11 protein-coding genes and 1 tRNA gene are annotated in these 10925 nt (G+C 63.9%); 3 read left to right on the top strand and 9 right to left on the bottom strand.

The genetic code is table 11. The features are described from left to right. Positions 1-309: 309 nt before the first annotated feature. A tRNA-Glu gene (locus WCE35_RS21065) sits at positions 310-384 on the bottom strand. A 125-nt stretch (positions 385-509) separates the two neighbouring features. Then, on the bottom strand, positions 510-848 hold the full coding sequence (locus WCE35_RS21060; RefSeq protein ID WP_424595248.1) for a hypothetical protein: 339 nt from the start codon (positions 846-848) through the stop codon (positions 510-512). On the opposite strand from WCE35_RS21060, the gene WCE35_RS21055 reads away from it, so the two are divergent. Both WCE35_RS21055 and rpoH read left to right on the top strand, forming a co-directional pair. Then, complete coding sequence (locus WCE35_RS21055) at positions 847-1875, top strand: RluA family pseudouridine synthase (protein ID WP_424595247.1); 1029 nt, start codon at positions 847-849, stop codon at positions 1873-1875. The genes WCE35_RS21060 and WCE35_RS21055 overlap by 2 nt on opposite strands. A 216-nt stretch (positions 1876-2091) precedes the next feature. Next, complete coding sequence (gene rpoH / locus WCE35_RS21050; RefSeq protein ID WP_424595246.1) at positions 2092-2991, top strand: RNA polymerase sigma factor RpoH; 900 nt, start codon at positions 2092-2094, stop codon at positions 2989-2991. 143 nt (positions 2992-3134) lie between these two features. On the opposite strand, the gene WCE35_RS21045 is transcribed toward rpoH, so the two are convergent. From WCE35_RS21045 to WCE35_RS21015, 7 genes are all read right to left on the bottom strand, one after another. Further along, on the bottom strand, positions 3135-3758 hold the full coding sequence (locus WCE35_RS21045; RefSeq protein WP_424595245.1) for a peptidoglycan recognition protein family protein: 624 nt from the start codon (positions 3756-3758) through the stop codon (positions 3135-3137). 36 nt (positions 3759-3794) lie between these two features. Continuing rightward, complete coding sequence (locus tag WCE35_RS21040; protein WP_424595244.1) at positions 3795-5018, bottom strand: GGDEF domain-containing protein; 1224 nt, start codon at positions 5016-5018, stop codon at positions 3795-3797. An 865-nt stretch (positions 5019-5883) separates the two neighbouring features. Further along, positions 5884-6090: a hypothetical protein gene (locus WCE35_RS21035; RefSeq protein WP_424595243.1), complete on the bottom strand. Its 207-nt coding sequence runs from the start codon at positions 6088-6090 to the stop codon at positions 5884-5886. A gap of 142 nt (positions 6091-6232) precedes the next feature. Beyond that, on the bottom strand, positions 6233-7207 hold the full coding sequence (locus WCE35_RS21030) for a quinone oxidoreductase family protein (protein WP_424595242.1): 975 nt from the start codon (positions 7205-7207) through the stop codon (positions 6233-6235). Positions 7208-7337: 130 nt separating this feature from the next. Then, positions 7338-7763, bottom strand: a complete 426-nt coding sequence (locus WCE35_RS21025; RefSeq protein ID WP_424595241.1) for a Rieske (2Fe-2S) protein — start codon at positions 7761-7763, stop codon at positions 7338-7340. Positions 7764-7779: 16 nt separating this feature from the next. Beyond that, positions 7780-8892, bottom strand: a complete 1113-nt coding sequence (locus tag WCE35_RS21020; RefSeq protein WP_424595240.1) for an amidohydrolase family protein — start codon at positions 8890-8892, stop codon at positions 7780-7782. Between the two features lie 73 nt (positions 8893-8965). Beyond that, the gene (locus WCE35_RS21015; RefSeq protein ID WP_424595239.1) at positions 8966-10027 is read right to left on the bottom strand and encodes an amidohydrolase family protein; all 1062 of its coding nucleotides are present in this window, start codon (positions 10025-10027) and stop codon (positions 8966-8968) included. Positions 10028-10501: 474 nt separating this feature from the next. Between WCE35_RS21015 and WCE35_RS21010 the strand changes: the two genes are divergently transcribed. Beyond that, positions 10502-10792, top strand: coding sequence for a hypothetical protein (locus WCE35_RS21010; RefSeq protein WP_424595238.1), 291 nt, complete (start codon positions 10502-10504; stop codon positions 10790-10792). Positions 10793-10925: the final 133 nt, after the last annotated feature.

Below are 10925 nucleotides of genomic sequence, written 5' to 3'. Positions count from 1 at the left end.
CACGTGGCCCTCCTATTCGCACAAAGCTCGACAGGACAAGAGTTGATTGTGCGACGAGCAACGTCAATGCGAACATCCGAGGGCGCTCGCGTACGACAGCGCACGTCAGCGGCGGTTTGAATATTTCCGGACACCAAGGGCGACGAGAAAATTTTTCGCGAATGCGCCAGCGACAGTGAGGCATCACGCCGAGGCTAGTCTGCTAATGTCGGCAGCAAATTCCCCAAGCGTTCGCCGCTGTTCACCAGCGTCTTATTCAACCATTATTCAACGAACGCGGCTGATGGCTACCTAAGTGCCTGAGTTTGCTGGCGCTCCCTAGGGGAATCGAACCCCTGTTTCAGCCTTGAGAGGGCCGCGTCCTAACCGCTAGACGAAGGGAGCGTGCGGTTCAGGGAATAGCCTTGAAATCGGCTGGCCGCAAGGCAAGTCGGAGCGGCCAGTATCCGTTACCTGAACCCATCGCCCTGCGGCCTCGATCAGGCGGGGGACGCGATTTGTGACGCGACTCACGGTTCGCCCACGAATTTCAGCTTGCCGGCGGGTTTTAGCGTCCGCGCGTCAAAGGTGCGGATTTCGGTCGCCGCGCCAATCGCGAGCGTCACCACCAGCCGGTCGCCGGAGACGCCGGTCGAGATGATGCGGGCCCCCTTCGGCAGCGTCGCCGTGATGTCGGTGGAGGCCGTGGTAGTACTTCCCTCGCCGCGGTAAAGACGGTAGCCGATGGCGATCAACACCACGACCACGGCAAGGGCCGAGGTGAGGCCCGCGATCAGCATCATCCGCCGCACCCGCCCGATCACGGCGGCCTGTGCGGGGGTCGGTTTGGGCGCAACGGTATCGGTCATGCAAGGCTCTTCTTTGGAACAGGATTCTTCGAGCGACGGTCAAAGGCTGGAAATCATCGTCGGCGGCGACGAGGGATCGGCCCGGCTCGACCGCGTGCTCGCGGTGCAGCGCCCGGAGCTGTCGCGATCGCGGCTGAAGGCGCTGATCCTGGCCGGTTCCGTCACGGTCAAGGGCGCCGCCATCCGCGACCCCGCTTATCATGTCGCAGCGGGCGATACGATCACAATCGACGTTCCCGAAGCGGTTCCTGCGGAACCCAAGGGCGAAAATATCGCGCTCGATATCGTCTATGAGGACGACGACATCATCGTCATCAACAAGCGAGCCGGCCTCGTGGTGCATCCCGCCGCCGGCCATGAGACCGGCACGCTGGTGAACGCACTGATCGCCCATTGCGGCACCAGCCTTTCCGGCATCGGCGGCGTCCGCCGCCCGGGCATCGTGCACCGGCTCGACAAGGACACGACCGGGCTGATGGTGATCGCCAAGAACGATCGCGCCCATCAATCGCTGACCGCGCAATTCGCCGACCATGGCCGCACCGGGTCAATGCAGCGCGGCTATCTGGCCTTCATCTGGGGCGTCCCCAACCGCCAGCGCGGCACCATCGACGCGCCGATCGACCGGCATCCGCACGCCCGCGAAAAAATGGCGGTGCGCGAAGGCGGCCGCGACGCGCTGACCCATTGGGAGCTTCGCGAGGCATTTCCTGGGCGCGACGGCAAGCCGGTCGCCTCGCTTTTGGCCTGCCGGCTCGAGACCGGCCGGACCCACCAGATCCGGGTGCATTTGTCCCATGTCGGCCACCCCCTGATGGGGGACACCGTCTACGGCTCGCATTTCCTGACCAAGGCCCGCCATCTCGCGCCAGAGGGCCAGGCCGCCCTGGCGTCGCTCGGACGACAGGCGCTACATGCCTATCTGCTGGCGCTGGAGCACCCCCGAACCGGGGAACTTTTGCGTTGGGTGGCGCCCTTGCCGGAGGATTTGCTGCTTTTGGAACGAACCCTGAACGCGGCGCTATGACGCAGGCTCTCCAGAAAACACTTGTTATGACAACAGGTTATGGCAGCCACACGGGGACGTGAGGTCAGATATCCTTCCAAATGCCCGGTGGTTTGGTGTATGCTGCAACTGCGTTGAATATCCAACGCGAAACATCGCAGCCCGGCCGGCTTTGACAAAGCGGCCGTCTGCCAAGCCCGCCGCTATCGGGGGCTTGAACCACTGGAGGGCGCTCAAATGGCCCGTACAGCTACCTTGCCGATTCTCAACGGAGAATCCGGCCTGTCCCGTTACCTTGCCGAAATTCGCAAGTTTCCGATGCTGGAACCCCAGCAGGAATACATGCTCGCCAAACGCTGGCGCGAGCATGACGATCGCGACGCGGCACATCACCTTGTCACCAGCCATCTCAGGCTCGTGGCCAAGATCGCCATGGGCTATCGCGGCTACGGCTTGCCGATCTCCGAGGTCGTCTCGGAAGGCAATGTCGGCCTGATGCAGGCGGTGAAGCGATTCGAGCCCGACAAGGGCTTTCGGCTCGCCACCTACGCTATGTGGTGGATCAAGGCGTCGATACAAGAGTACATCCTGCGTTCGTGGTCGCTCGTGAAGATGGGCACCACCGCGAACCAGAAGAAACTGTTCTTCAACCTGCGCAAGGCCAAGAGCAAGATCTCGGCGCTGGACGAGGGTGATCTCCACCCCGACCAGGTCAAGCTGATTGCCAAGCGCCTCGGCGTGACCGATCAGGACGTGGTCGACATGAACCGCCGCCTCGGCGGCGACGCCTCGCTCAACGCGCCGATCCGCGACGACGGCGAGGCAGGCGAATGGCAGGACTGGCTGGTCGACACCACGCCGAACCAGGAAGCCATGATGGCCGAACACGAGGAGTTCGATCATCGCCGCCAGGCGCTGAACGGCGCCATCGGCGTGCTCAACCCGCGCGAACGCCGCATCTTCGAAGCAAGGCGTCTGGCCGAAGAGCCGATGACGCTGGAAGACCTCGCCGCCGAGTTCGGCGTGTCGCGCGAACGCGTGCGGCAGATCGAGGTCCGCGCCTTCGAGAAGGTGCAGTCAGCCGTGAAAGGCACGATCGCGCGGCAGGAACAGGAAGCGCTGGAAGCCGCGCTCTGATCGCGCGGCGACGACGAGTAACGACGAAAGCCGGCGGCGACGCCGGCTTTTTTGTTCCGGGCACGCGGCACCAGCAATACCGATGTCGTCCCCGCGTGCCAGGTGCGCGGGAACGACGTGTTGAGGGTCGGTGGCCCTCAAGATCATTCCCCCCACTGCCGCGCCATTGTCGCCAGCGCGCAGCCCTCGCAATAGCGCGCGTCCTTGAAGTCGATCCAGTTGTGCGCGTAGACGCGGCCCGGCGGGATTCCGTAACGTAAGCGCAGCACCTTGACCAGGATTCGCCACGCCACGATCTGCGCGTCGGTTGGGCCGCGCGACACGTCGGGATAATTGCCGGCGAATTCGACGCCGACCGAATTGTCGCCGACCACCTGGTGAAAGGTCTCGCCATTGTCGACGTATTTGTTGTCGTTGCGGTTGCCGCCATCGCCATGGGTCGGCACCAGGTTTTCCGTCACCGCCCAGTACACGGTGCCGTCGGTTTCCACCCACACCATGACGCCGCGCCGGGTCGGGTTCTTGAACTGCGCCTCGGCCCCGCCGCGCGCCGAACCGACCGGCCCCTCGGTCTGATGCACGATGATGTTGCGCCAGGGATGGGCTTTTGACACCTCGCCCCATGGTGCGAGCCAGACCATCTTCAGGCCGGGAATGTCGGGCGTGCCCGACGTCCGCGCGATGATCGCAAGATCAGGCGTCTGCGCCGCGGCCGAAACCGAAAGCGCCATCGCGCACATAGCGGCCGCAAGCAGGTGAAGGTTCATGCAACAACGTCCGGTGAACCTGCTCGATAGCACGCTTTATGCGCGCTGGCGCAGATCCATCTCCGGCCTCGCCGGAATTTCGAGCCCGGCCGCGAGCGGCGGCGCGGGTTCAAAGCAGGCGTAGCCGTTCCTGCCGTTCTTCTTGGCTTCGTAGAGTGCGTGGTCGGCGGCCGCGATCAGCCGGTCGGGGAACGCGCCGATCCCGGGGGTCCATTGCGCGACGCCGATCGAGACCGCGATCGGGATGTCGGTGCCGACGCATTGCTCGGCATCGACACGGCATATTTCGAGCACGCGGCGCGCGATCATGGCGCCCTCGCGCAGCGTGCTGAAGGGCAGCACGATGCAAAACTCGTCGCCACCGGTGCGCGCCAGCAGGTCGCCTGGCCGCAGGCGGGTTTGCGCCATCAAGGTAAAGTGCTGCAGGCAGGCGTCGCCCGCGGCGTGACCATGGGTGTCGTTGATACCCTTGAAGCCGTCGAGATCGATCACCAACAGCGCGAACGGCTCGGCGCTGCGTACGGAGCGCGCGCATTCCTCGGTCAGCCGCCGCAGCAGATGCCGGCGGTTACCGACGCCGGTGAGATCGTCGAGCAGCGCCAGATCGGCGACTTCGTTGCGCAGGCGGTCCATCGCCATCAGCAGAAAGCCGAAATTCAGTGCCATCGACAGGAACACCAGCACCAGCACCAGCGCCGATTGCAACGGGCTGACACCCGCGAATGAGAGTTCGGCGCCGGCCAGGCCCGCGACGAGCCGGACGCCGTAAATCGCGATGATGAGAATAGCGACGATGCCGGCAAGCCGGGCGCCCGGATTGACGCGGCCATCGTGCGGCCGCAGCAACAGTTTGAGGCTGAGCAGCAGCGGCAACGACTGGGCGATGGAATAGATCGAAATCCGCATCGCCATGCTGTCATAGCCGAAGATGAAGAAAGCCAGGCCGGCGGAGCTCAGTCCCGTGATCAGCAAGGTCGCCCGCCACGTCACCGGCCGGCCGAAAAAGCGCTCGATGCCCATCGCGGCCAGGCAGGCGGCGAAGATCAGAACGCTGCCGCCGGCGAGCAGCGGCGACAGCGAATCCGTCATCACGACGCGCAGCGTCGCCAGCGCCGCGCCCGCGGCCGCGGCAAAGGTCGAGGCGGCCCAGAACCGGGCGGCATCGAATGACGGATAGCTGCGCACGACATAGGCCCAGATCAGGCCGAGCGCGAGAAAGTTGATGACGAACGCCGTCCAAAGCGTCGGTACGCTCAGCATCGCGACCGCGGGATGCTGCCGCTCCCGCCTCCCCTGTTATCGGACCGCGCGCCCAAGGCGTGGCTCCGCCGGTCCCGGTTGTTCTGCCGACAAGATGCCGCGCGAACGCTTAACGGACTCTGACCGCAACCGGCCAATCCAAGCCGTGGTTTTAAATTGATGAACAGCGCCGCGTTGGGCGCATCGTCAAGCATGACGGCGCGATGCGGGCGCCGGCGCCACCCCTCATCGCCGGACTTCATCCGCCGATCCTTCTCGCTTGCAAAATGATCGATGCCCGGAACGCCCCGCTGGAAAGACGATGCGTCGCGTGTTCGTCCGGGCATCACAGGTGAAAATTTGCAAAAATGGCCTCAAAACGCATAACATCTGTGGATAACGCGGTGACTGCCGCGTGACAGCACGCGGCAGCACGCCGCGAATCTGTTGAGTTTACCATTGAGGATGTTGCGAGGCTGGCCCTCTGCCAAGCATGCCTCGGAGTCGCGTTTCAATCCGTTAAACCCTGAGAGGATACTATGGCTAAGAAAGCGAAGAAGGCGAAAAAGGCGAAGAAGGCCAAGAAGGCGAAAAAGGCCAAGAAGTAACCTTCGAGCCCGGGTGGAGCGCTCCGTTCTGCCCGGGCATCCAAGACGGGGCTTTGTGATTTTCATTGAGACGGCGGGCTGTGGCCCGCCTTTTTTATTTTGAGGGCCGCACGGCGAAGCCCTTCCCCGTCATTGCGAGGAGCGCTTGCGACGAAGCAATCCATTCTTTCTTTACGCGGCGCGATGGATTGCTTCGCGGAGCCTGTCATCGGGCGCGCTTTCGCGCGACCCGGTGGCTCGCAATGACGAGGAGTCTTGCAATGACGGCGGAGCAATGGTCAGAGCGTCTCCTGCTTGTGGCCGCATTGCTTGCAGGCGAACTTGACCCGCGTCGCGCCCTTTTCCGCCTGCAGGCGGTTGGGCGCGCCGCATTTGCCGCAGGTGGTCTCGATGCGGGTATTGCCCTGTTTGACGACGATGGCCTTCTTTTCCATGGTCTCGCGGATCAGGCGCTCGGCCTCCTCGCGCATCGACTGCTTCGACATCCGCCCGCACCTGTCATGGAAAAATCAACGATGTATTGTAGCATTCGCGTCGCCGTTTTGGGGATCGGGCGCCAAAAAAGTTGCTGGCAAACCACGGACGTCGTTTTGGAGGTGCGCAAGCCCTGCCACCTGCGTCGGGTGCCTAGACCGTCAGCACCGTCGATCCCGTGGTCTTGCGCGCGGCGAGATCGGCATGCGCCTTGGCCGCGTCCTTGAGCGGATAGGTCTGGTGCACCTCGATCTTCACCGCGCCGGATTTCACGACGTCGAACAGTTCGTTCGACATCGCGACCAGGCTCTCGCGCTTGGCGGCGTAGGTGTTGAGGGTCGGACGGGTGACGAACAGCGATCCCTTCTGCGCGAGCAGGCCGAGATTGAGCGGATCGACGCTGCCGGAGGATTGCCCGAACAAGGCCGCGACGCCGAGCGGCGCCAGGCAGTCGAGCGATTTCAGGAAGGTGTCCTTGCCGACGGAATCGTAGACCACAGGCACTTTCTTGCCGCCGGTGATCTCGTCAACGCGCTTCACAAAATCCTCGCTTGTGTAGACGATGGTGTGGGCGCAGCCATGGGCCCTGGCGAGTTTCGCCTTGTCGTCGCTGCCGACGGTGCCGATCACGGTGGCGCCGAGATGCTTCGCCCATTGGCTGAGGATCAGGCCGACGCCGCCGGCCGCGGCATGCAGCAAAATGGTGTCGCCGGATTTGACGCGATAGGTCTGGCGGATCAGATATTGCACCGTGAGCCCCTTCAGCATCATGGCGGCCGCGGTCCGGTCGTCGATGCCGTCGGGCAATTTCAGCAGCCGATCGGCCGGGATCAGCCGCGCCTCGGCATAGGCGCCGAGCGGCGCGCTGCCATAGGCGACGCGGTCGCCGGGTTTCAGCTCGGTGACGCCGGCGCCTATTTCCTCGACCACGCCGGCCGCCTCGCTGCCAAGCCCGCTCGGCAGTTGCACCGGATAAAGTCCGGAGCGGTTGTAGATATCGACGAAGTTCAGTCCGACCGCCGTGTGGCGGATGCGCGCCTCGCCGGGACCGGGCTTGCCGAGTTGGACTTCCTCCCAGACCAGAACCTCGGGGCCGCCGGTCTTGTGAAAGCGGATGGCGTGGGTCATGGCATTACTCCTCGGCTGTGATGTTGAAGGACAGAAAGTTCGCGGCGGAGACCACGGCAGCGGCTAGCGGCGCCCTGACCACGACCGATGATGGCAGAAGGCTGCCGCGCCGACCGGACGACTGTGCGGTTTAGACCTCGACGATGACATAACTATCCTCGACATGCACCGGAAAGGTCTCGGCCACATACGGCCCCTTCTCGAGTTCCCTGGCCAGTTCCTCGCCGCGCTCGACCGCGACCGGATAGGAGCGGACCTTGACGCGCTGCGGATCGAACCAGGATTGGCCGGTGCGCATGTCGAATTCCCAACCGTGCCAGGGACAGCGCAGCATCTCGCCGACGCGCGAGCGCTGGTAGATTCCGGGCTCCGGCGAGGTCAGCCGCGCCACGCAGGCGGCCTTGTCCAGCGGCGCGCCTTCGTGCGGGCAGCGATTGAGCAGCGCGAAAAACTCGCCGTTGACGTGGAAGACGACGATGTCGCGTCCTTCCACGCCGACCACCTTGTTGCCGCCGGGCGGGATATCATTGGTGCGGGCGACGATGTGACGGGCCATATGCTTGAACTTGCGATTACAGTTTGTAGACCGCGCGGGCGTTGGCGTTGAAGATTTTCCGGCGCTCGGTCTCCGTCAGCGGCGTCTTGAACGCAAAGCGCGGATCGTCGAAATCCCAGTGCGGGTAATCCGACGAGAACAGCAGCCGATCGACGCCAACCCACTCGATCAGCGAACGCAGGTGTCTGGCCTCGTCGGGCTCGTCGATCGGCTGGGTGGTGAACCAGAAATGCTCCTTCACGTATTCCGAGGGACGCCGCTTGAGATGCGGCACCTCGCTGCGAAAGCGCGCAAAATGCTGGTCCATCCGCCAGGTCGCCGACGGAATCCAGCCAAAGCCGCCCTCGATGAACACGATCTTCAGCTTCGGGAAGCGCTCGGGGATGCCTTCGAGCACGAGGCTCGTGAGCTGGGCTGCCATGGTATGCGCGTTGGTCTGGTGCTCCTCGACATAATAAGACGGCCAGCCGCCGCCGGCCGGCGCATGCCCGCCATAGCCGCCGACATGGATGCCGAGCGGCAGGTCGAGCGCCTGGGCGCGTTCGTAGATCGGCCAGTAGCGGCGGCGGCCGAGCGGCTCATTGGCGCGCGGCGACACGTTGATCTGGACGTATTCCCCCGTTTTGGCGCAGCGCTCGATCTCGGCCAGCGCCAGCTGAGTGTCGTCCTGACCGACGAGGATCGATGCCTTCAGCCGCGGGTCGCGATGGGTCCAGAACGCCAGCTGCCACTCGTTGATGGCGCGCTGGATCGCCGCGCCGAACTCGAGATTCTGCTGCGAGAAGATGAAGAGGTCGAGCACCTGCAGAATGCCGAACTCGATATCGAGCGGATCGAGATGCTGCCTGCGCATAAAATCGAGATCGGAGCCGGGCGGCCCGCCGGTCGGCGGCCACGCATCGCGCCGCGCGATCAGGGGCGAGGACCGCGGATAGGGCGTGGTGCCGATATAGGGCGTGCGCAGATGGCTGCCGTAGGTCTTCAAATGTTCCTGCCAGCGTTTGGGCAGGAACGGATTGAGGTCGCTGTGGGCATGAAGGCTCGGATGCACGTCGCAATCGATGATGCGCAGCCGGGTTTTGGCGCTCGCTTCCTGCGCGAGGATGGGACGGTCGATGACGTCGCTCATGCGATCCTCCATGTTTGTTTGAGCATGATCTTCTCGGAAAACCGGTGTCCACTTTTCCGGATCATGCTCTGTTCTAGGCGGCGAGCTTCAGCCGCGGAAAGGTTTCGAGCGGGTTGTCGGCGCACATGCGCGACACGATACTGGCGGGCAGATGCGGCGGCATCGGGTCGTCGCCGTCGAACTGCCAGTGCGGGTAGTCCGAAGCAAAAAGGAACATCCTGTCGGAACCGATCTGGTCGATGATGTCGGCGACGCCAGCGGCATCCGGCGGGCCGTCGAACGGCTGCATGGTGAGGCGGATGTGGTCGCGCATGATCGAGGCCGGCTCGCGCTCGACCCAGGGCACCTCGACGCGGACGCCGCGCCAGGTCTTGTTGGCGCGCCACATGAAGGCCGGCAGCCAGCTTACGCCGGACTCCATCAGCACCACCTTCAGCCCGGGGAATTTGCCGAACACGCCCTCATAGATCAGGCTCAGCACCTGGGACTGAAACGCCTGCGCTTCCGCCAGATAATATTCGTAGCGATAGGACGCCCAGCCGGTCGAGCTCGGCGCGAACCGGTACTGGCTGCCGGCATGGATTGCGATCGGCAGTTTGTGTTTCTCGGCCGCCTGCCAGACCGGCCAGTAATGCCGCCGTCCGAGCAGGCTTTCGCCTTGCGCCAGCACCAGCACGGAAACGAACCGGTCGTCGCCGGCGCGGCGCTCGATCTCCTCGACCGCGAGATCCGGCGCCTGCAAGGGCACCACGATCGAGGCGCGCAACCGCGAATCCTTCGAAAGCCATTCGGCCGCGATCCAGTCATTGATGGCCTTGCAGAAGCCGGCCGCCATATAGGGGTCGAACACCGCCTGCGCGCCATAGAGCACGTTGCAGATGGCGTGGCTGGCGCCGAGCTGGTCGAACGCGCCGCGCTGCACCATGGCGAGGTCCGAGCCCGGCTTGCCGTCGGCCGGGCGCCAGTCGGGCCGGCCGGAAAGCGGCATGGTGGGCGGGTAGGAGTTGAGATCGAGGCCATCGATCGCCCGGCTCACCACCTGCTCTTTCCAGTGATCGTCGAGATAGGGCAACAGTGTGGTGCGCGTGCCCCCCACCGCTGGATGGATATCGCAATCGATCCGCGTGGCCGCCATGGACGTTCCTCGGGCCTTCATTTTTGGCGACAAGCCTGCCGCGGGCGCAAATGTGCCGCCGATGTCACCCCGGCGCAAGGGTTTAACTGCGGAGCCGGTCTGCCCCGAAAGCACATCTGCCTTTCCGTGTTCTCGCTGTTGCGACCGAAATGGATCACCGAGGCAGTCGAGCTGCAAGGCCCGAGCATCCCACGGCGAGGGATAGGCTGCCCGAGTTAACGCCTGCGATGGCCTGCGGCCGCTGCTGATGCCCGGCGTCATCAATCACAGGCTGAGAGCCCATTGTCACGCATCGACCGCTGAACCGACGGGCTTCGAGCGAATCCGGCCGCCGAATTCGTCCTGCATCACCATAACGCCAGAATCCCACCGCATGATTTCAACGTCGGCTTGCTTGCGGTTCGGGGGAGACGCGTCGTCGTGCCTTGCGAGCGCGGGTCCGGCAGGCTTCCAACCGCGATCCGTCAGGCTTCCGTGAAACTTCGTGCAGAGATTTTCTCCTACTGGACATTCGACGCCGATCTCGCAAAGGCGATGGGGGGATGGCAGGAGTTTGTGTCTGGGTCCGGATACTCGGTCGATCTTCGGGCCGCTGGCACCGGCGAGGCTGTGGCAGTTCGGCTGGTCGAGGAGGATGGGGATCGTTGGCTTGCCATTTCCTCCACATCGACCGGGGAGCTTTTGGAGCGGGCGTTAGGCCGGGTCGCATTGGAAATGGCAAAGAACAGCGAGATACACATCCATGCAGTTGACAAGGACGCCTGAGCGATCGGTGCGTCCACGAAATGGGTGAGCCACGGCGTCGTTGCGCCGAAGCAGCTTGTGAATGTAGGGGTGTTGCTCCCATGCGCGCGATCCTGATTGGTGGGATTCACGGTGTATTCGCGGCCTTTCTATT

Origin of the sequence: Bradyrhizobium sp. (genome assembly GCF_049691595.1) — a bacterium.
Classification (GTDB): Bacteria; Pseudomonadota; Alphaproteobacteria; order Rhizobiales; family Xanthobacteraceae; genus Bradyrhizobium.
This window is presented reverse-complemented; position numbering and strand designations above follow the sequence as displayed.

Excerpts from the sequence above, each read along its gene's own strand:
- WCE35_RS21040 (WP_424595244.1), bottom strand. The coding sequence starts at position 5,018 with ATGCTGAGCGTACCGACGCTTTGGACGGCGTTCGTCATCAACTTTCTC.
- rpoH (WP_424595246.1), top strand. The coding sequence starts at position 2,092 with ATGGCCCGTACAGCTACCTTGCCGATTCTCAACGGAGAATCCGGCCTG.
- WCE35_RS21020 (WP_424595240.1), bottom strand. The coding sequence starts at position 8,892 with ATGAGCGACGTCATCGACCGTCCCATCCTCGCGCAGGAAGCGAGCGCC.
- WCE35_RS21055 (WP_424595247.1), top strand. The coding sequence starts at position 847 with ATGCAAGGCTCTTCTTTGGAACAGGATTCTTCGAGCGACGGTCAAAGG.
- WCE35_RS21025 (WP_424595241.1), bottom strand. The coding sequence starts at position 7,763 with ATGGCCCGTCACATCGTCGCCCGCACCAATGATATCCCGCCCGGCGGC.
- WCE35_RS21045 (WP_424595245.1), bottom strand. The coding sequence starts at position 3,758 with ATGAACCTTCACCTGCTTGCGGCCGCTATGTGCGCGATGGCGCTTTCG.
- WCE35_RS21015 (WP_424595239.1), bottom strand. The coding sequence starts at position 10,027 with ATGGCGGCCACGCGGATCGATTGCGATATCCATCCAGCGGTGGGGGGC.
- WCE35_RS21030 (WP_424595242.1), bottom strand. The coding sequence starts at position 7,207 with ATGACCCACGCCATCCGCTTTCACAAGACCGGCGGCCCCGAGGTTCTG.
- WCE35_RS21060 (WP_424595248.1), bottom strand. The coding sequence starts at position 848 with ATGACCGATACCGTTGCGCCCAAACCGACCCCCGCACAGGCCGCCGTG.
- WCE35_RS21035 (WP_424595243.1), bottom strand. The coding sequence starts at position 6,090 with ATGTCGAAGCAGTCGATGCGCGAGGAGGCCGAGCGCCTGATCCGCGAG.